General features: G+C 70.5%; 18 protein-coding genes and 1 tRNA gene. 8 read left to right on the top strand and 11 right to left on the bottom strand.

Annotated features, from left to right (window positions below; all coding sequences use genetic code 11):
* From J7E97_RS12210 to J7E97_RS12195, 4 genes are all read left to right on the top strand, one after another.
* A partial coding sequence (locus J7E97_RS12210; RefSeq protein WP_308346473.1) for a PQQ-binding-like beta-propeller repeat protein occupies nucleotides 1-1,603 on the top strand: 1,603 nt, incomplete at its 5' end.
* Nucleotides 1,604-1,743: 140 nt separating this feature from the next.
* Nucleotides 1,744-2,433: a LuxR C-terminal-related transcriptional regulator gene (locus J7E97_RS12205; protein WP_215025755.1), complete on the top strand. Its 690-nt coding sequence runs from the start codon at nucleotides 1,744-1,746 to the stop codon at nucleotides 2,431-2,433.
* A 99-nt stretch (nucleotides 2,434-2,532) separates the two neighbouring features.
* Nucleotides 2,533-3,516: a UDP-glucose 4-epimerase GalE gene (galE, locus tag J7E97_RS12200; RefSeq protein WP_308346472.1), complete on the top strand. Its 984-nt coding sequence runs from the start codon at nucleotides 2,533-2,535 to the stop codon at nucleotides 3,514-3,516.
* Nucleotides 3,517-4,023: 507 nt separating this feature from the next.
* Nucleotides 4,024-4,812: a response regulator transcription factor gene (locus J7E97_RS12195; RefSeq protein WP_215025729.1), complete on the top strand. Its 789-nt coding sequence runs from the start codon at nucleotides 4,024-4,026 to the stop codon at nucleotides 4,810-4,812.
* On the opposite strand, the gene J7E97_RS12190 is transcribed toward J7E97_RS12195, so the two are convergent.
* On the bottom strand, nucleotides 4,771-5,268 hold the full coding sequence (locus J7E97_RS12190; RefSeq protein ID WP_215025726.1) for a MarR family winged helix-turn-helix transcriptional regulator: 498 nt from the start codon (nucleotides 5,266-5,268) through the stop codon (nucleotides 4,771-4,773). The genes J7E97_RS12195 and J7E97_RS12190 overlap by 42 nt on opposite strands.
* A 162-nt stretch (nucleotides 5,269-5,430) precedes the next feature.
* Here J7E97_RS12190 and J7E97_RS12185 point away from each other — a divergent pair, with 162 nt between their 5' ends.
* Together J7E97_RS12185 and J7E97_RS12180 are read left to right on the top strand one after the other, a co-directional pair.
* Nucleotides 5,431-6,288 (top strand): trans-aconitate 2-methyltransferase, encoded by an 858-nt coding sequence (locus tag J7E97_RS12185; protein ID WP_215025724.1) that lies wholly within the window; start codon nucleotides 5,431-5,433, stop codon nucleotides 6,286-6,288.
* 2 nt (nucleotides 6,289-6,290) lie between these two features.
* Complete coding sequence (locus J7E97_RS12180; RefSeq protein WP_215025721.1) at nucleotides 6,291-6,671, top strand: VOC family protein; 381 nt, start codon at nucleotides 6,291-6,293, stop codon at nucleotides 6,669-6,671.
* A gap of 111 nt (nucleotides 6,672-6,782) precedes the next feature.
* Here the strand turns inward: J7E97_RS12180 and J7E97_RS12175 are convergent, their stop codons facing one another.
* Nucleotides 6,783-7,457 (bottom strand): TetR family transcriptional regulator, encoded by a 675-nt coding sequence (locus J7E97_RS12175; protein WP_374104435.1) that lies wholly within the window; start codon nucleotides 7,455-7,457, stop codon nucleotides 6,783-6,785.
* A complete protein-coding gene (locus tag J7E97_RS12170; protein ID WP_215025719.1) occupies nucleotides 7,454-8,434 on the bottom strand; it encodes an acyl-CoA desaturase in 981 nt (326 codons plus the stop codon). Before J7E97_RS12170 ends, J7E97_RS12175 begins: the two co-directional genes overlap by 4 nt.
* A 461-nt stretch (nucleotides 8,435-8,895) precedes the next feature.
* Between J7E97_RS12170 and ppc the strand changes: the two genes are divergently transcribed.
* A complete protein-coding gene (gene ppc, locus J7E97_RS12165) occupies nucleotides 8,896-11,646 on the top strand; it encodes a phosphoenolpyruvate carboxylase (protein WP_215025716.1) in 2,751 nt (916 codons plus the stop codon).
* Nucleotides 11,647-11,719: 73 nt separating this feature from the next.
* Here the strand turns inward: ppc and J7E97_RS12160 are convergent, their stop codons facing one another.
* From J7E97_RS12160 to J7E97_RS12125, 8 genes are all read right to left on the bottom strand, one after another.
* Nucleotides 11,720-12,421: an LPXTG cell wall anchor domain-containing protein gene (locus J7E97_RS12160; RefSeq protein ID WP_374224138.1), complete on the bottom strand. Its 702-nt coding sequence runs from the start codon at nucleotides 12,419-12,421 to the stop codon at nucleotides 11,720-11,722.
* A gap of 220 nt (nucleotides 12,422-12,641) precedes the next feature.
* Complete coding sequence (locus J7E97_RS12155) at nucleotides 12,642-13,199, bottom strand: GNAT family N-acetyltransferase (RefSeq protein WP_215025711.1); 558 nt, start codon at nucleotides 13,197-13,199, stop codon at nucleotides 12,642-12,644.
* Between the two features lie 291 nt (nucleotides 13,200-13,490).
* Nucleotides 13,491-14,081, bottom strand: coding sequence for an aminoacyl-tRNA hydrolase (gene pth, locus J7E97_RS12150; RefSeq protein WP_215025708.1), 591 nt, complete (start codon nucleotides 14,079-14,081; stop codon nucleotides 13,491-13,493).
* A 91-nt stretch (nucleotides 14,082-14,172) separates the two neighbouring features.
* Complete coding sequence (locus tag J7E97_RS12145; RefSeq protein ID WP_215025705.1) at nucleotides 14,173-14,751, bottom strand: 50S ribosomal protein L25/general stress protein Ctc; 579 nt, start codon at nucleotides 14,749-14,751, stop codon at nucleotides 14,173-14,175.
* A gap of 207 nt (nucleotides 14,752-14,958) precedes the next feature.
* Entirely contained in the window at nucleotides 14,959-15,936 is a 978-nt protein-coding gene (locus tag J7E97_RS12140; RefSeq protein WP_215025702.1) for a ribose-phosphate diphosphokinase, read from the bottom strand.
* A gap of 133 nt (nucleotides 15,937-16,069) precedes the next feature.
* On the bottom strand, nucleotides 16,070-17,518 hold the full coding sequence (gene glmU, locus J7E97_RS12135; RefSeq protein ID WP_215025699.1) for a bifunctional UDP-N-acetylglucosamine diphosphorylase/glucosamine-1-phosphate N-acetyltransferase GlmU: 1,449 nt from the start codon (nucleotides 17,516-17,518) through the stop codon (nucleotides 16,070-16,072).
* 110 nt (nucleotides 17,519-17,628) lie between these two features.
* Nucleotides 17,629-17,700, bottom strand: a tRNA-Gln gene (locus J7E97_RS12130).
* Nucleotides 17,701-17,722: 22 nt separating this feature from the next.
* Entirely contained in the window at nucleotides 17,723-18,577 is an 855-nt protein-coding gene (locus tag J7E97_RS12125) for a hypothetical protein (RefSeq protein ID WP_215025696.1), read from the bottom strand.
* Nucleotides 18,578-18,708: 131 nt separating this feature from the next.
* Here J7E97_RS12125 and J7E97_RS12120 point away from each other — a divergent pair, with 131 nt between their 5' ends.
* A complete protein-coding gene (locus J7E97_RS12120; RefSeq protein WP_215025693.1) occupies nucleotides 18,709-19,971 on the top strand; it encodes a sensor histidine kinase in 1,263 nt (420 codons plus the stop codon).
* Nucleotides 19,972-20,073 lie beyond the last annotated feature (102 nt).

The raw sequence follows: 20,073 nt of genomic DNA, 5'->3' as shown, positions 1-20,073 counted from the left end.
GCCGCCGAAGGCTCCGGCAGGGCCGCCGGCCGCGCCCGCCGCGCCGCCGCAGGCGCAGCCCGCGTACGGATACCCGCAGGACGGCGGCTACGGCTACCCGCAGCAGCCCCCCACCGCCCCGATGTACGCGGCCCAGGCCCCGGCCGGCTCCGGCGGGGGCGGCGGCAACGACGTGCGCACCCAGCTGATGATCGTCGGCGCGGCCCTCCTGGCCATCGTCCTCATCATCGGCGGTGGCTTCTGGTACGTCTCCGGCGACGACAAGGGCACGGACGACAAGCCCACCGCCGGAGGCAGCGCGAGCCCCGGCGGCGACAAGGGCGAACCGGGCGCCGGCGGCACCGAGAAGGCGCCCGGCAAGACCAAGTCGAAGACCCTCGTCAACGTCCCCATGCCGGTCTCCGACGAGATCATCCAGACCGACGGTTCCTGGCTCACGGACACCACTTACGCCAAGTCCGACACGGGCAAGGTCGTCGGCTACAACCTCACCGACGGCTCCAAGAAGTGGGAGACCCCGCTGGGCGCCAACGTGTGCGGCGCGAGCCGCTGGGTCTCCGACGACAAGACCGCCATCCTCTTCGACGCGGCCCTGCCCACGGCCGAGAAGAAGTACCAGCCGTGCAACCAGGTCGGCGTCATCGACCTGAAGACCGGCAAGCTCTTGTGGTCCGCCACCGCCAAGTCGCAGACCGGCGGGGACAAGCCCGTCACCTTCAGCGAGATCACCGTCAGCGGCCAGACCGTCGCCGCGGGCGGCCTCGACGGCGGCGCCGCGTGGAACCTCGCCGACGGCAAGCCCCTGTGGGCGCCCAAGACCGACGCCGACAACTGCGAGGACATCGGCTACGCCGGCGGACCGGCCCTCGCCGTGATCCGCAGGTGCGGCCAGAGCCCGAACTACGTCATCTACGCCCAGCCCCTGGACGCGACCTCGGGCGCGCCGAAGGGCTCGTACAAGCTCTCCGCGGGCATCGACTTCGCCCAGATCGTCTCCACGAAGCCGCTGATCGTCGCGGCGAACATCAACCGCACCGCCAAGAACGCCACCGGCGTCAGCGACCTCTTCGTCCTCGACGACGCCGCCCAGCTCAAGTCGCACATCGCGCTCACCTCGGGCAACTACGCACCCCGGTGCGGCGCCACCGAGGTCGAGACCTGCACCCACCTGATCGTCGGCAACGGCAAGCTCTACCTGCCGACCGAGGAGCACAAGGGCAAGGCCGAGTACGGACGGACCAACGAGATCGTCTCCTTCGACCTGGAGACCGGCAAGCAGACCGCCGACCGCGCCGACGCCGGCGAGCGCTTCAAGATGATCCCGCTGCGCATGGACGGCTCGAACCTCATCGCCTACAAGGTCCCGCCCTACGACGGCGGCGGCCAGGTCGTCTCCATCGACGGCAAGTCGATGAAGGAGACCCTCCTCATGGAGAACCCGGCGACCAAGGAATCGCAGCGCGCCGAGACCCAGTACGTGCCGGACAGCGCCGAATATCGCTACGGCAACGGCAAGCTCTTCATCGCCCGCACGGCAGTGATGAGCAAGTCCAGCGTGGCGACCGACCCGTACTACCTCTTCGTCTCCTTCACGACGGGCTGACCCGCCACCCGCAATCCCCCAGAGGTGCCCGAAGCCCCCGGAAGGTCCGCCCTTCCGGGGGCTTTCGCGCCGTATCCGCACCGCACCGTCGAACAAGCGTGTAGCTTGCCGGGTCAGAAGGGTCGGGGGTGGGTGCCTCAATGGGCGTACGGGTCATGGTGGTCGACGAGCACCGGCTGCTGGCCGAGGCGCTCGCCTCGGCCCTGAAACTGCGCGGCCACCGGGTCCTCGCCGCCGCGGCCCCGGCCTCGGGCGCCGCCGAACTGGTCATCAGCCGGGCCCCGGAGGTCTGTCTGCTGGGCACCGCCACACCCGCCGAGCCGGGGGTCTTCGAGCCCATCGTCCGGATCAAGCGGGAGCGTCCGCAGATCGCCGTGGTCGTCCTCGGCCCGGTGCCGAGCCCCCGCGGCATCGCGGCCGCCTTCGCCGCCGGCGCCTCGGGCTACGTACGCCACGACGAGCGCATCGAGGGCGTGGAACGGGCCCTGGCCAAGGCGCGGGCCGGGGAAGTCGCCATCGCTCCGCAGCTGTTGCAGAGCGCCTTCGCCGAGCTCCTCAACCCCGCCGCGCAGCCCGACGACGAGGGCAGCCGGCTGCTGCGGCTGCTCACCCCGCGCGAGGTGGAGGTCCTGGTCCGGGTCGCCGACGGCGAGGACACTCGGCTCATCGCCGCGGGCATGGCCATCGCGCCCAGCACCGCGCGCACGCACGTACAGCGGGTGCTGATGAAGCTGGGCGTGGGCTCGCGGCTGGAGGCGGCGGCCCTGGCCGCCCGCACCGGGCTGCTGGAGCGGGCCGGACCGCCGCCGTCCGGGTCCGCTTCGCTCTGATCCGGGCCGGCGATTTCCCCGACGGCACCGGATCGCGGTATGCCGGTCACCGCACGCGCACCGCCGCGCGTGCCTTCCCACGCGAGAGGCAGCAGGCACGTGAGCAAGACGGCTTCTTCCAGATACCTGGTCACCGGCGGCGCCGGATACGTGGGCGGGGTGGTCGCGGCGCACCTCCTGGAAGCGGGCCACCGCGTCACGGTCCTCGACGACCTCTCCACTGGCTTCCGCGACGGGGTACCGGCCGGCGCCACGTTCATCGAGGGGCGCATCCAGGACGCCGCCGAGCACCTGGACCCCTCCTACGACGCGGTCCTGCACTTCGCGGCCTCCTCACAGGTCGGCGAGTCCGTGGCGAACCCGGGCAAGTACTGGGCCAACAACGTCGGCGGCACGATGGCTCTGCTGGCCGCGATGCGGGAGACGGGCGTGGGCACCCTGGTGTTCTCCTCCACCGCCGCGACCTACGGGGAGCCGGGCGACGGTCCGCTGACCGAGACCTCGGTGACCGCGCCGACCAACCCCTACGGGGCCACGAAGCTGGCCGTCGACCACATGATCGCGGGGGAGTGCGCGGCGCACGGCCTCGCGGCGGTATCACTGCGGTACTTCAACGTGGCGGGCGCGTACGGCACCTTCGGCGAGCGCCACGACCCCGAGACGCACCTGATCCCGCTGGTCCTGCAAGTGGCCCTGGGCGAGCGGGAGTCGATCGCGGTGTTCGGCGAGGACTACCCGACCCCGGACGGCACCTGCGTGCGCGACTACATCCACGTCGCCGACCTGGCGCAGGCCCACCTGGCCGCGCTGCGGGAGGCCACCGCGGGCGAGCACCTGGTGTGCAACCTCGGCAACGGCAACGGCTTCTCCGTCCGCGAGGTCATCGAGACCGTCCGCAAGGTCACGGGCCGGCAGATCCCCGAGACCCTCGCCCCGCGCCGGGCCGGCGACCCCGCGGTGCTCGTCGCCTCCGCCCGCAGGGCCCACGACCGCCTCGGCTGGACCCCGACCCGCTCGGACCTCACGGGCATCGTCACGGACGCCTGGAACTTCACGCGCGCGCTGCGCGCCGCCACCGGCTGACCCGTTCGCGGCCCCCGGCCCCCGCGCCCCTCGTGGTGCGGGGGCCTCTGCTTTTCCGCTCTTTCCGCCTTTCCGCGCCCGGCCCGGTCAGGGGCGTGCGCATCTCCGGAGCGCGCCGTCCGCGGGCGCTTTGCGCGGGCGCCCGGCGTGCGCGCGCCGGGTGAAAGGGATCCAGTGCAACTGCCCGTGGCACACGCCTGCACGGAAGGGTCCTTCCGGGCCGTCCGCGCAGTCGATTTCAAGCCACCACAAAGTGCCCTCACGCGCCTCCCGCCGGAAAATCGCTCGGAAAACTTCTGCGATTCGGCCAACCACGAGCCGCCTCGGGCCTACGCTGATGCGTGACACCGGTGGGGGCCGGTGTTGATTCAGGGGTCGAGACAAGTCGGGTACGACGTCCGGTCCGGGGTAGTGCAGAGATGTCACGGCGGCGGCCGAGGCGACTGCGGATCACCCGGTCCGGGCGCCGTACCCGCAGCCGTCCGTTCCCCGACCCTTGGGGGTTTCGTGGTCCGTATCCGGGTACTCGTGGTCGACGATCACCGCATCTTCGCCGAATCTCTCGCCGCCGCACTCGCGGCCGAACCCGACGTGGACGTGTCCGCGGCCGGCAGCGGCCCGGCAGCACTGCGCTGCCTCGAACGCGCCGTCGCCGAGGGCCGCCGCTTCGACGTGCTCCTCGTCGACGCCGACCTCACCGCCGTCGGCGCAGCCGTACCCGCCCAGCGGGAGTCCGGCTCCGGAGCCCCGCCCGGCGCCGACGGGATCGCACTGGTGGCGGGCGTACGGGTGTCCCACCCCGGGGTCCGCACCATCGTCCTCGCCGAGCGCGACGATCCCCGCCGGGCCGCCCTGGCGCTCCAGGCAGGGGCCTGTGGGTGGGTGGCGAAGGACTGCTCGCTCTCGCGGCTCCTGGCCGTCATCCGCGGAGTCCTGCGCGAGGAGACCCACCTTCCGCCCGCGCTGCTCACCGGAGTCCTCCGTGAACTGACCGCCGCGCGCAAGCACCGTACGGACAGCGAGCGGCTCGTGGAGTCGCTGACGCCCCGGGAGCACGAGGTGCTGCGCTGCATGGTGGCGGGGCTGGGCCGCAAGGACGTGGCGGCGCGGCTGTTCCTCTCCCCGCACACCGTCCGTACCCACATGCAGAACGTGCTGGGCAAACTCGGCGTGCACTCCACGCTCGCGGCGGTCGCCCTGGCCCGGCGGGCGGGCGTCCGCCCCGCGGACCTGCCGGGGCTGCCCGGGGCCGGTCTAGCCGGGGAGGTTGTCGAACGGAGCGGTCAACTGGCGTAGCAGCGCGGCGAGATCGCCGCGCTGAGTACGCGAGAGCTTGCCCAGGATCGCCCGCTCCTGGGCGAGCAGCCCGGCCAGCGCCTGGTCGGCGCGGTCGCGGCCCTCGGGAGTCAGGCGGACCAGCACCCCGCGCCGGTCGTTGGGGTCGGGCAGCCGCTCGACGAGGCCCTTCTTGGCGAGCCGGTCGATGCGGTTGGTCATGGTGCCGGAGGTGACCAGGGTCTGGGTCAACAGCTGGCCCGGGGAAAGCTGGTACGGCGCTCCCGCGCGACGCAGCGAGGTCAGCACGTCGAACTCCCACGGCTCCAGGCCGTGCTCGGAGAAGGCCAGCCTGCGGGCGCGGTCGAGGTGGCGCGCGAGCCTGCTGACGCGGCTGAGCACCTCGAGTGGTTCCACGTCGAGGTCAGGGCGTTCCCGCCGCCATGCCGCGACCAGTCGGTCGACCTCGTCCTCCATGCCGATCATTGTAGGGGGTCTGTCGACATGAAGTCTCTTCAGGTCGAGTATCTCGATGTCATGTATCTTGATGTCGAGATATAGTTGGGGTGACCATGGGGCATGGAGGGGTCCGGAGCACCATTCCGCTTCTGATCGCAGTGCCAGCCAGGAGGATCGAACATGCATTCCGATATCGCGTCCGCCGGACCCGTCGTACACACCTCACCCTCCGCACCCACCTGGGACCCACAGCAATACCTGCGGCACGCGGGCCACCGCGCCCGCCCCTTCCTCGACCTGCTGACCCGCATACCGGAGCTCCCCACCCGGCCCGCGCGCATCGCCGACCTCGGCTGCGGCCCCGGCAACGTCACCGCGCTCATCGCGGAGCGCTGGCCCGAGGCCCACATCACCGGATACGACCTTTCCCCCGAGATGCTCCACCGCGCGAGCGCCGAGTACGCCGGCCCCACCAGCGGCGGCGGGCTCCTCGACTTCCACCGCGCGGACCTGGCCGACTGGCTCCCCGAGAAGCCCTACGACCTGATCGTCTCCAACGCCGCCCTCCAATGGGTCCCCGGCCACGCCGGCTCCTTCGCCGCCTGGATCAACGCACTGCGCCCCGGCGGCACCTTCGCCTTCCAGATCCCCGGCAACTTCAACGCCCCCAGCCACCGGCTCCTCGCCGACCTGTGCGACACCCCCCGCTGGCGGGCCCGGCTCGCCGGACACGGGGCCCGCTACGTCCACATCCTCGAACCCGAGGGGTACCTGGAGCGGTTCACCGAGCTCGGATGCGACGCCGACGTCTGGGAGACCACCTACCACCAACTGCTCGAAGGACCCGACCCCGTACTGGACTGGGTCAAGGGCACCGCCCTGCGCCCCGTGCTCACCGCGCTCGGAGACGACGAGGAAGCCGTCGCCGCCTTCATCGGCGAATACCGCACCCAGCTACGCCGGGCCTACCCGCAGGGTCCCCGGGGCACCGTCTTCCCGTTCCGGCGCATCTTCGCCCTGGCCCGCAAGGAGGCCTGACCGTGCTCGCCGCAGTCGACCACGTACAGCTCGCCGCGCCGCCCGGCTCGGAAGACCGCCTCCGCGCGTACTACACGCACGTCCTCGGCATGACCGAGATCCCCAAACCGCCGGTGCTCGCGGCACGCGGCGGCTGCTGGTTCGCCGCCGGACCCGTACAGCTCCACCTCGGGGTGGAGGACGACTTCCGTCCCGCCCGCAAGGCGCACCCCGGGCTCAGGGTCACCGGCATCGAGGCCTACGCGAGCAGACTTCAAGAGCGCGGCGCCCAGGTGGTCTGGGACGACGACCTGCCGGGACACCGCCGCTTCTACTCGCGGGACCCGGTCGGGAACAGGCTGGAATTCCTGGAACCGCACCGCTCGCAGCCCCTCGCCCGCTGAGGGGAGCCGCCACGCGCGACGGCGCCCCGCCACCGGAAAACCGGTGACGGGGCGCCGTCGTTCCACTCGCACGCTCGTCCACTCGCACGGGCCGCTACGCCTCTGTGCGACTCAGCTCTTGCGGTGGCCCACCAGCCGGGGCTTGGCCTCCAGGTTCTCCAGCCCGTGCCAGGCCAGATTCACCAGGTGCGCCGCCACCTCCGCCTTCTTCGGCCGGCGCGTCTCCAACCACCACTGGCCGGTCAGCGCCACCATGCCCACCAGCGCCTGCGCGTACAGCGGGGCCAGCTTCGGATCGAAGCCGCGGGCCTTGAACTCCAGCCCCAGGATGTCCTCGACCTGCGTGGCGATATCGCTGATCAGCGAGGCGAAGGTGCCCGTCGACTGGGCGACCGGGGAATCACGGACCAGGATCCGGAAACCGTCCGTGTAGTTCTCGATGTAGTCCAGCAGCGCGAACGCCGCCTGCTCCAGCAGCTCCCGCGGGTGCCCGGCCGTCAGCGCGCCCGTCACCCCGTCCAGCAACTGCCGCATCTCCCGGTCCACGACGACCGCGTAGAGGCCCTCCTTGCCGCCGAAGTGCTCGTACACCACCGGCTTGGACACCCCGGCCTTCGCCGCGATCTCCTCCACCGACGTGCCTTCGAAGCCCTTCTCGGCGAACAGGATGCGGCCGATGTCCAGCAGTTGCTGGCGCCGCTCGGCGCCCGTCATCCGGACCCGGCGGCCCCGCCTGGGCTTGTCGCTGCTGGAACTACTGCCGTCGATCGCCACGCCCCCCATCATGCCGCGTTCGACGCTTCTTCCTTGCGCCGGGCATCGACCCGGGCCGCGGACGGCCAGCGCACGTCCGACGCCCATCCCAGCTGTTCGAACCAGCGGATCAGCCGCGCACTGGAGTCGACCTGGCCGCGCAGCACCCCGTGCCGCGCCGAGGTCGGGTCGGCGTGGTGGAGGTTGTGCCAGGACTCCCCGCACGAGAGCACCGCCAGCCACCACACGTTGCCCGAACGGTCCCGCGACTTGAACGGACGCTTGCCCACCGCGTGACAGATCGAATTGATCGACCACGTCACGTGGTGCAACAGCGCGACGCGGACCAGGGAGCCCCAGAAGAACGCCGTGAACGCGCCCCACCACGACATCGTCACCAGGCCGCCGACGATCGGCGGGATGGCCAGCGAGAACACCGTCCAGAAGACGAAGTCGCGCGAGATCCGCCGGATCGCCGGGTCCTTGATCAGATCCGGGGCGTACTTCTGCTGATCGGTCTGCTCCTCGTCGAAGAGCCAGCCGATGTGCGCCCACCACAGGCCCTTCATCAGCGCCGGGAGCGTCTCGCCGAACCGCCACGGCGAATGCGGGTCACCCTCGTGGTCGGAGTACTTGTGGTGCTTGCGGTGGTCCGCCACCCAGCGCACCAGCGGCCCCTCCACCGCCATCGACCCCATGATCGCCAGCGCGATGCGCAGCGGCCGCTTCGCCTTGAAGGAACCGTGCGTGAAGTAGCGGTGGAAACCGATCGTGATCCCGTGGCACGCCAGGAAGTACATGAAGACCATCAGGCCCACGTCCAGCCAGCTCACCCCCCAGCCCCAGGCCAGCGGAATCGCCCCCAGCAGCGCGAGGAAGGGGACCGTGATGAACAGCAGCAGTGCCAGCTGCTCGACGGACCGCTTGCTCTCACCGCCCAGGGTCGCGGACGGCACGGACGCGTCGCCGGACGACGAGGCGTCCTCGATCACGTCGGGACTGATGGTCATGGAGGTCCCCTGAGGGTGAGGAGAGATTCGGCGGGCGCGCCACCCGGCCACGCTTCCTACGGATGCGTAACCTACGGCAACGTAAGTATGGCAAAGGTCCTGCGGGCGGCAAGAGGAGCGCGCCCGCCACCGTGTCCGAGGGCCCCGCGCGGGGGATCCGCGGGCCCGCCCTGCCCGCGCCCCGACCCGGCCCCCGATCCGCCCCCGCCCCAGCTCGTGCCCGGGCAGGCGCCCCCGCTCGCGCCCGGGCAGGCGCCCGGCCGTCCCGCCTGGTGACACACCGGACGAGACACGAGGACAGGACACCTATCCTGGTGTCGTCGGACAGCGCGGTCCGCACGGGCAGCCCGAGCTGCGCATCAGCGGGCCTCCACCCGGACGAGTCTGGGGAGGCGACCCGCCGCGCGCACCCCGGGGCCCACCTCCCCGTAGCGCTCGAAACACTGCAAGGAGCCGCACCTGTGAGCAGTGCCGACCAGGCCCCCTCGACCACCGCCGTGGCCACGGCCAACGCCGAACTGCGCGCGGACATCCGCCGCCTCGGCGACCTCCTCGGCGAGACCCTCGTCCGCCAGGAGGGCCAAGACCTCCTCGACCTGGTCGAACGCGTCCGGGCCCTCACCCGCACCGACGGCGTCGCGGCAGCCGCGCTGCTCGGCGACACCGACCTGGAGACCGCCGCCAAGCTCGTGCGCGCCTTCTCCACCTACTTCCACCTCGCCAACGTCACCGAACAGGTGCACCGCGGCAAGGAACTGCGCGCCCACCGCGCCGCCGAAGGCGGCCTGCTCGCCCGCACCGCCGACATGCTCAAGGACGCCGACCCCGAGCACCTGCGCCAGACGGTCAAGAACCTCAACGTCCGCCCCGTCTTCACCGCGCACCCCACCGAAGCGGCCCGCCGCAGCGTCCTGGGCAAGCTCCGCCGCATCGCCGCCCTCCTCGAAGAGCCCGCCACGGGCGCCGGCGAACGCCGCCGCCACGACCTGCGCCTCGCCGAGAACATCGACCTCGTCTGGCAGACCGACGAACTGCGCGTCGTCCGCCCCGAACCCGCCGACGAGGCCCGCAACGCCATCTACTACCTCGACGAGCTGCACGCCGGCGCCGTCGGCGACGTACTCGAAGACCTCGCCGCCGAGCTCCAGCGCGTCGGCATCGAGATCCCCGCCGGCACCCGCCCCCTCACCTTCGGCACCTGGATCGGCGGCGACCGCGACGGCAACCCGAACGTCACCCCCGACGTCACCCGGGACGTGCTGATCCTCCAGCACGAGCACGGCATCACCGACGCCCTCGAACTGATCGACTTCCTGCGCGGACTGCTGTCGAACTCCATCCGCTACACCGGCGCCACCGAGGAACTCCTCACCTCCCTCCAGGCCGACCTGGAACGCCTCCCCGAGATCAGCCCGCGCTACAAGCGGCTGAACGCCGAAGAGCCGTACCGCCTCAAGGCCACCTGCGTACGCCAAAAGCTCGTCAACACCCGCGAACGCCTCGCCAAGGGCACCCCCCACGAGGAAGGCCGCGACTACCTCGGCACCGCCGAGCTGCTCACCGACCTCACCCTCATCCAGACCTCCCTGCGCGAACACCGCGGCGCCCTCTTCGCCGACGGCCGCATGGACCGCACCATCCGCACGCTGGCCGCCTTCGGCCTCCAGCTCGCCACCATGGACGTACGCGAACACGCCGACGCCCACCACCACGCCCTCGGTCAGCTCTTCGACCGGCTCGGCGAGGAATCCTGGCGCTACGCCGACATGCCCCGCGACTACCGCGGCAAGCTGCTCGCCAAGGAACTGCGCTCGCGACGCCCCCTGGCGCCCACCCCGGCACCCCTGGACGCCGCCGGGCAGAAGACCCTCGGCGTCTTCGGAGCCATCAAGGACGCCTTCGAGAAGTTCGGCCCCGAGGTCATCGAGTCCTACATCATCTCGATGTGCCAGGGCGCCGACGACGTCTTCGCCGCCGCCGTCCTCGCCCGCGAGGCCGGCCTCATCGACCTGCACGGCGGCTGGGCCAAGATCGGCATCGTCCCGCTCCTGGAGACCACCGACGAGCTCAAGGCCGCCGACGTCATCCTCGACCAGATGCTCGCCGACCCTTCCTACCGACGCCTCGTCTCCCTGCGTGGCGACGTCCAGGAAGTCATGCTCGGCTACTCCGACTCCTCCAAGTTCGGCGGCATCACCACCTCCCAGTGGGAGATCCACCGCGCCCAGCGCCGACTGCGTGACGTCGCCCACCGCTACGGCGTGCGCCTGCGCCTCTTCCACGGCCGCGGCGGCACCGTCGGCCGCGGCGGCGGCCCCTCGCACGACGCGATCCTCGCCCAGCCCTGGGGCACCCTCGAAGGCGAGATCAAGGTCACCGAACAGGGCGAGGTCATCTCCGACAAGTACCTCGTCCCCTCGCTGGCCCGCGAGAACCTGGAACTGACCGTCGCGGCCACCCTCCAGGCCTCCGCCCTGCACACCGCCCCCCGCCAGTCCGACGAGGACCTCGCCCGCTGGGACCAGGCCATGGACACGGTCTCGGACGCCGCGCACAACGCCTACCGCGAGCTCGTCGAAGACCCGGACCTGCCGGCGTACTTCTTCGCGGCCACCCCCGTCGACCAGCTCGCCGACCTGCACCTCGGCTCCCGGCCCTCCCGCCGCCCCGACTCGGGCGCGGGCCTCGACGGCCTGCGCGCCATCCCGTGGGTCTTCGGCTGGACCCAGTCCCGCCAGATCGTCCCCGGCTGGTACGGCGTCGGCTCCGGCCTCAAGGCCCTGCGCGAGGCCGGCCAGGGCGACGCCCTCGCCGAGATGGGCCGGCGCTGGCACTTCTTCCGCAACTTCCTGTCCAACGTCGAGATGACGCTGGCCAAGACCGACCTGCGGATCGCCCGCCACTACGTCGACACCCTCGTCCCCGACGAGCTCAAGCACGTCTTCGCCCGCATCGAGGCCGAGCACGAGCTCACCGTCCGCGAGGTCCTGCGGATCACCGGAGGCGAGAAGCTCCTCGACTCCAACCCGGTCCTCCAGCAGACCTTCGCGGTCCGCGACGCCTACCTGGACCCGATCTCCTACCTCCAGGTCTCCCTGCTGGCCCGCCAGCGCGCCGCCGCCGCCCGCGGCGAGGAAGCCGACCCGATCCTTTCCCGGGCCCTGCTCCTCACCGTCAACGGCGTCGCCGCCGGCCTGCGCAACACCGGCTGACAACCCGGCGTACGTGACGACAGGGCCCCCGCACCAAGTGCGGGGGCCCTGCCGTTTTAGGGAGCTACGGGGCTCAGCCCTCGGCGCCGGCCTTGCGGCGGCGCATCACCAGGAAGGCACCGCCCGCGATCAGCACGCCGGCCACCCCGGCGAGCAGGCCGACAGGGGTGTCGGAACCCGTCTTCGCCAGGTCACCGCCGGTGGTGGCGGCGTCCGACCCGGACGGAGAAGGCGAGACGGCGGAGCCGGACGGCTGCACCGACGGGCTGCTCGAGGGCTTACCGGACGGGCTGCCGGACGGGCTGACCGAGGGGGACACGGTCGTCGAACCGGACGGGGTCACGGAGGTCGTACCCGACGGCGTGGCGCCGGGCTGGCCGGGAGTGGACCCGTCCGGGCAGTCGACCCAGAACACCTTGTGCTTGGCCCGGCCGTGCTCGCCGTCGAAGTTCCAGAACAGCTTGTAGTGGCCGTCGGCCAGGCTCAGGACCTCGGTGCGCTCGTGACCGGACCCGTCCAGCTTCAGCGAGCCGGACTTCACCTCGGTTCCCTTCACGTCGGCGGTCGGGGCCCAGGCCTCGATCCGCCAGGTCACCTGCTGGGCACTGTCGAACTGGAAACCGTCGAGGTAGAAGGTGCAGACGTGGGGCTCGTTCTTCTTCAGCCACTCGTCGGTCTTCGCGTCGTGGATCTTCACATTGCCGTTGTCCCCGGCAGGGGCGGCGTGGGCGACGGGGGCGAGCAGCACGGCGACGGCTGCCGCCGTTACGGCCACACCCGTTGAAGCAAAGGCGCGCATGGGCATACCAACTTCGAAAGCAGGGAGGATGGATGGGAGTGGGGGGTGAGGCGGAGTAGCCAACTCCGGTTCTCCCGGCCGGTCAAGGCGGATTTGACCCCTCCAGCCCCATAACAGCTCCAGCACACCAAAGGTCGCGGATAACGATCCAGCGACAGCAAACGCGTCACTGCCGTTGTGGATTCGGCCGTGACGTCTATCGAGCCTGTTCCCACCCGGTCCGGGTGAGTTCGTACTCGACTTCACCGTGCTCGGAGCCCTCGATCGCCTCCGGCCAGTCCCCGGTGAAGTCCCGGACGAAGGACAGGCCCGACTTCTCCATGACACGACGGGAACGGGTGTTGACGGCCATCGTGTTCGCCGTGACCCGCTCGACCTCCAGCTCCGTGAACCCCTTCCGGATCAGGGCCCGGGATCCCTCGGTGGCGTAACCGCGTCCCCACGCCGCCCGGTTCAACCGGTAACCGAGTTCCACGTCGGTGCTGTGCTCCTCCAACGGCCGGAACTCGAACCAGCCCAGGAAGGTGCCGGTGGTCTTCTCCTGCGCGGCCCAGTAACCGTGGGTCTCCCAGTACGGGTAAACGTGCAGGAGCCGGGGCAGGGTCCGCGTCTCGATCACCTGGCGGCTGGTGGGACGTCCACCGTTGATGAAGCGCATGACCTCGGGGTCGTTGTCCAGGGCGAGCAGGTGGTCGGTGTCGGCCACCGTGAACGCGCGCAGGACGAGCCGGTCGGTCTCCAGGAAGTTGGCCATGCCGCGATCTTCACCATGGGCCGGCCGGGCCTGCCACCGATTTTCCGACCAGCGGCCGGCGGTGGTGTCCATGCGTCGCGGTCATTTCGCAGGGCCTGGATGAGCCAGGGGTATACCGAGAGCCCTGTCGCTGAGCGGGCCGATGCCCGCCTCCCTGGCCTCGGCCACCCTCTGACGGGTGAACTCCATCAGTTCCTCGCCGGCCCCGCTCTCGATGCCGAGCGTGCGCCCGGCGGCCCTTCAGCACTGGAGACTCAAGGCCATTCCCCAGCTGGGCCCCGAGCTCGCCGATCAGGAGTTGTACGCCGACTGCGCGCGCTCCAGACCCTCCTGGACGAGGCACTCCACCGAGTCCGCCGCCCGGTCCACGAACCAGTCCAGCTCCTTGCGCTCCGTGGACGAGAAGTCCTTCAGCACGAAGTCCGCGACCTGCATCCGGCCCGGCGGCCGGCCGATCCCGCACCGGACCCGGTGGTAGTCCGGGCCCATCGACTTCGTCATCGACTTCAGACCGTTGTGGCCGTTGTCCCCGCCACCCAGCTTCAGCCGCAGCGTCGGATAATCGATGTCCAGCTCGTCGTGGACCGCGACGATCCGGTCCAGCGGCACCTTGTAGAAGTCCCTGAGTGCCGTCACCGGACCGCCGGACAGGTTCATGAACGACAGGGGCTTGGCCAGCACCACACGCCGGTTCGCCGGGCCGGGCGGACCCATGCGGCCCTCGACCACCTGCGCGCGGGCCTTGTGGGCCTTGAACTTCCCGCGCATCCGCTCCGCCAGCAGATCGGCCACCATGAAGCCGATGTTGTGGCGGTTGCCCGCGTACTCCGCACCCGGGTTCCCCAGGCCCACGATCAGCCAGGGGGCCGCGTCGTCCGACATCAAAAGCTCCTTCTACGAAGACGACCGCCGTCCCGCTCCAGTGGAGCCGGACGGCGGTCGTTCAGCAAGTGCTGAGGGGGGAAGGCGAGACTCAGGCCTCGGAACCCGCGGCCTCGGCGGCCGGCTCCTCGCCGCGCGGAGCGACGACCTGCAGGACGGCGATGTCGCCGTCGACGGCCAGCGTGGTGCCGGTCGGCAGGACCAGGTCCTTGGCGTGGATGGTCGCGCCGGCCGCGAGGCCCGCGATGGAGACGGTGACCTCGGTCGGGATGTGGGTGGCCTCGGCCTCGACCGAGATCGTGTTCTGGAGGGTCTCCAGCATGTTGTTGCCGGCGGCCAGCTCGCCCTCGGTGACGATCGCGACGTCGACGGTGACCTTCTCGCCCTTCTTGACGATCAGGAAGTCGACGTGCGAGATCGAACGCTTCAGCGGGTGCTTCTGAACGGCCTTCGGGATGACCAGCTCGGTCTTGCCCGCGATGTCCAGGGAGATCAGGACGTTGGCGGTACGCAGCGCCAGCGCCAGGCCGTGGCCCTCGACGTTGACGTGCTTCGGCTCGGTGCCGTGACCGTAGATGACGGCGGGAACCAGGGCGTCACGACGGGCCTGGCGGGCAGAGCCCTTGCCGAAGGTGTCGCGGACCTGGGCGGAAAGCTTGATCTCGGACATGCTCACTCCTCGTGGGGTGACGGAAATGGACGACAGTCACCCGGCCGGAACACGGCCTGCTACGAAGAGCGCGTCGATAACGGAGCACCGAATACCCGTCCGAAAACAGGTACGGCCTCCCTCGCCGAGCAACTCGAGGAGTGTACCCGGCGGGAAGGCCGTACCCAAAAAGGATCTAGCGCCCGCTCTCCGGCGAGCGAGCGATGCCTACTGCTGCTCTTCGAACAGGCTGGTGACCGAACCGTCCTCGAAGACCTCGCGCACCGCACGCGCGATCATCGGGGCGATCGAGAGCACCGTGATCTTGTCGAGCTCCAGGTCGGACGGATCCGGCAGGGTGTTCGTGAACACGAACTCGCTGACCTTGGAGTTCTTCAGACGGTCGGCCGCCGGCCCCGAGAGGATGCCGTGCGTGGCCGTCACGATGACGTCCTCCGCACCGTGCGCGAAGAGCGCGTCGGCCGCGGCGCAGATGGTGCCACCCGTGTCGATCATGTCGTCGACCAGGACACAGACGCGGCCCTTGACCTCACCGACGACCTCGTGGACGGTCACCTGGTTGGCGACGTCCTTGTCACGGCGCTTGTGGACGATCGCCAGCGGCGCGTCCAGACGGTCACACCAGCGGTCGGCGACACGCACACGGCCGGCGTCCGGAGAGACGATCGTCAGCTTGGCACGGTCCACCTTGGCGCCGACGTAGTCCGCGAGGACCGACAGGGCCGAAAGGTGGTCGACCGGGCCGTCGAAGAAGCCCTGGATCTGGTCCGTGTGCAGGTCGACCGTCAGGATGCGGTCCGCTCCCGCCGTCTTGAGCAGGTCCGCGACCAGTCGCGCCGAGATCGGCTCGCGGCCCTTGTGCTTCTTGTCCTGACGGGCATACCCGTAGGACGGGACGATCACCGTGATGGAGCGAGCCGACGCACGCTTGAGCGCGTCGATCATGATGAGCTGCTCCATGATCCACTTGTTGATCGGAGCCGTGTGGCTCTGGATCAGGAAGCAGTCCGCGCCACGCGCCGACTCCTGGAAGCGGACGTAGATCTCGCCGTTCGCGAAGTCGAAAGCCTTGGTCGGCACGAGGCCGACACCGAGCTGGTGCGCGACCTCCTCGGCCAGCTCGGGGTGGGCGCGGCCGGAGAAGAGCATCAGCTTCTTCTCGCCGGTCGTCTTGATCCCGGTCACAGCACTGTCTCCTCAGACGTGGGAAAGCTGCTCGCCCCCGTGCGCGTCCGTCCCGCACACGGTGAGCCAGCCGAATTGCGTGCACCCATCACGGTACGCCGTATCCGACGCACCTGTTTCCGGTCAGTTCACCTCAGCGTTCGCCGGAGTCCTCACGGACCACCGACTGAGCCGCTGTCGCGGCGGCACTCCCCGGACGCTTGCGAGCGACCCAGCCCTCGATATTCCGCTGCTGGCCACGGGCCACGGCGAGCGCACCGGGCGGCACATCCTTGGTGATCACGGATCCGGCGGCCGTATAGGCGCCGTCCCCGATCGTGACGGGAGCCACAAACATGTTGTCCGAGCCCGTCTTGCAGTGTGAGCCGACGGTCGTGTGGTGCTTGTGCTCACCGTCGTAGTTCACGAACACGCTGGCCGCGCCGATGTTCGTGTACTCGCCGATCGTCGCGTCGCCGACGTAGGACAGGTGCGGGACCTTGGTGCCCTCGCCGATCGTCGCGTTCTTCATCTCCACGTACGTACCGGCCTTGGCCTTGGCGCCCAGGTTCGTCCCCGGACGCAGGTACGCGAACGGGCCGACGGTCGCCGCCTCGCCGACGACGGCGGTGTCCGCCACCGTGTTGTCCACGCGGGCGCGCGGACCGACGTGCGTGTCCGTCAGACGGGAGTTGGGGCCGACCTCCGCCTCCTCGGCGATGTGCGTGGTGCCGAGGAGCTGGGTGCCGGGGTGGACGATCGCGTCCTGGCCGAAAGTCACCGTCACGTCGACGAGCGTGCTGGCCGGGTCGACGATCGTCACACCGGCGAGCATGGCGCGCTCCAGCAGACGCGCGTTCAGCAGTGCGCGGGCCTCCGCGAGCTGGACCCGGTTGTTGATCCCGAGGATCTGCCGGTGGTCCGCGCCCACGGCCGCGCCCACGCGGTGGCCGGCCTCGCGCAAGATGCCGAGCACGTCGGTGAGGTACTCCTCGCCCTGGCTGTTGTCCGTACGGACCTTGCCGAGCGCGTCCGCGAGGAGGGCGCCGACGAAGGCGAAGACCCCGGAGTTGATCTCACGGATGGCGCGCTGGGCGTCGGTGGCGTCCTTGTGCTCGACGATGCCGGTGACCGCGCCGGTGGCCTCGTCGCGGACGATGCGGCCGTAGCCGGTGGAGTCCGGCACCTCGGCGGTCAGCACGGTGACGGCGTTGCCGTCGGCCTCGTGCGTGGCCGTCAGCGCGGCCAGGGTCTCGCCGGTCAGCAGCGGGGTGTCGCCGCAGACGACGACCACGGTGCCGGCGGGCTGGCCGCCCAGCTCTTCGAGGGCCATCCGGACGGCGTGGCCGGTGCCGTTCTGCTCGTACTGGACCGCGGTGCGGACGTCGGCGTCGATGGCGGCGAGGTGCGCGGTGACCTGCTCGCGGGCGTGCCCGACGACGACGACGAGGTGCTCGGGGTCCAGCTCGCGGGAGGCGGCGACGACGTGACCGACGAGCGAACGCCCGCTGATCTCGTGCAGAACCTTGGGTGTGGCCGACTTCATGCGGGTGCCTTCACCCGCTGCGAGTACGACGACGGCTGCCGGGCGGTTGGCGCTCACGGGTGTGCCCTTCGGCTTCGGGTGGTGGACCCGTGAAGGATACCGGTGGGCCGTGGCCCCGAAACGAGGGCGGGTCCTGACCGGTGGGATCAGGACCCGAACTTGCAAAGCTCCCCTGTCAGGACTCGAACCCGAACATAAGGCACCAAAAGCCTCAGTGCTGCCAATTACACCACAGGGGACCATTTGCGACTAAACCGGACATTACTCTCGAGCGGTCGAGCCGACGGCACCTACTATGCCGCACCAGGCGCCTTCAATGCGACGGTACAAATCGGAGCCCTTCAGGACACGCACCGCGAGGCAACCCCGGTACGTGTCGCCCACGTTCTTTCGGTTGGTGAGGGGGTTGTGCCGCTTGAGTGTGGTCTTGCCGAAGTGGGACGCGTCCAACCCCACGACGTCCCTCCAGTACTGCTCTGCTTGCGCGGTATCGGCGGTTTCGTGGATCTGCAGGGTGAACCGGAGGCGGTCGTCCGTCACGCCCACGAGGTGCAGCCAAGCGAGGAACGTTCTGATCATGCCCGCGTCGCTGTTCACGAAGCTGATCTGCGGGTGCGGCTTGTGCGGTTTGGTCTTCCCGCCCTCGGCCCAATAGAGGCCGACGCCGACGAGGAACAGTTCCCTGGCCGTGAGGGATCCGATTTCTGCCCGTGCCGCCTGGCGGGTCGCCTCGTACTCGATTTGCCGGCGCTCATAGGCCTCCTTGCGGCCCTGCTGGGCTCGCACCATGTCCGTGCCGGGCGGCCGGTAGCTCCGCTCCGGCTTCGGGAGGTCGCGGACCCAGAGGGATATGGAGCTCTTCGAGCAGCCCAGCTCGACCTGGATCTGGTCGTACGTGAGGCCCTTGAGGCGGAGCTCGCGGGCGCGGTCGCGGAGGTCGTCCTTGGCGTTCGGGCGCTTCGTCCATTCGGGTGCGGGTTCGCCCTGGAGGAGGCGGTTCAGGATCTCCCCGTTGAAGACCTGCAGGCGGTCGCGGATCTGGCGGCGGCTGAGGCCTTCGCGGCGGAGGGCGACGGCTTGTTCGCGAAGTCCTTCGAAGTCGGTGTATTTGTTCATACGTCGAGGGTCGTCCGGAATGCGGGATTCAGGTCTCGATCCGTGGATGATTCAGTCGGACGTGCGATTACCGGCGGTTTGCCGGAATTCCGTTCGCCTCTGTGCTGGGGGCCCTGCGTACGCTGGACGGCATGACCAGTACGGGGGAAGAGCAGGGCGCGGCGGGGGCCGGCCGGGACGGGCCGCTGTGGTGGGACCGGCGCAGGTCGGCCGTGTGGGACGGGGGGCTCGCGGCGGTGTCCGCCGTCGAGTGCGCTGTCGAGGGCATCGACTTCGCGCACGAGGCCGGGATCCCGGTCTTCGTCGGGATGCTGTTCGGGTTCGTGGTCGGCACCACGCTCGTGCTGCGGCGGCGCTGGCCGATCGCCGTGGTGCTGATCGGGATCGCCGTGTCGCCCGCCGCGATCGGGTTCCTGCTGGGCGTGGTCGGGCTGTACACGCTCGCGACGTCCGAGGTGCCCCGGCGGATCACCGCGACCCTGACGTCGATGTCGCTGGCCGCGACCTTCGTCGTGATGTACCTGCGGACCCGTGGGGACGTGGAGGCCGACGGCACGCTCGTCATCGTGCTGTCCGTGTTCGTGGCGGTGGCGCTGACCGTGCCGCCGGTGCTGCTCGGGCTCTACACGGCGGCCCGCAGGCGGCTCATGGAGAGCCTGCAGGAACGCGCGGCCTCGCTGGAGCGGGAGCTTTCGCTGCTCGCGGACCGGGCGGAGGAGCGGGCCGAGTGGGCCCGTACGGAGGAGCGGACGCGGATCGCGCGGGAGATGCACGACGTCGTGGCGCACCGGGTGTCGCTGATGGTGGTGCACGCGGCGGCGCTGCAGGCGATCGCGCTGAAGGATCCGGCGAAGGCCGTGAAGAACGCCGCTCTCGTCGGGGACATGGGTCGCCAGGCGCTGACGGAGCTGCGGGAGATGCTCGGCGTGCTGCGGGCGGAGGTGGCGAAGCCGGCCCTTCCCGTCCCGGTGGCCCTGGTGGGGAGCTTCGAGGACGGGCCGTCGCTGGGGGAGCTGGAGGCGCTCGTCGGGCAGTCGCGGGCGGCCGGGATGGTCGTGGAGCTGGACGTGCGGGGCCCGCGCCCGTCGTACGGGGCTGAGGTGGAGCAGACGGCCTACCGGGTGGTGCAGGAGGCGCTGACCAACTGCCACAAGCACGCTCCGGGCGCGCGGGTCGTCGTACGGCTGGCGCACCGGGACGGGGAGGTGGCGATGCAGGTGGAGAACGGGCCGTCGGACGGCGAGGCAGCCGAACCGGGACTGCCGAGCGGCGGGAACGGGCTGGTCGGCATGCGGGAGCGGGTGCTCGGGCTGGGCGGGGTGTTCGTGTCCGGACCGACGGACGAGGGCGGCTTCAAGGTCTCGGCGGTCCTGCCGGGCAGCGGACGGGGGTAGCGCGTCGGCTTGGGATCCGGTGGCGGGGATGACGGACGCGGAGCGGAGGCCCTTGGGGGAGGGCGGGCTCGCAGGGGATCTGCGGGCGTACCTCTTCCGGCT

The organism is Streptomyces sp. ISL-66 (genome assembly GCF_018614135.1).
Taxonomy (GTDB): Bacteria; Actinomycetota; Actinomycetes; order Streptomycetales; family Streptomycetaceae; genus Streptomyces.
The sequence above is the reverse complement of the archived record's forward strand: the minus strand, read 5'-3'. Positions and strand labels throughout refer to the sequence as shown.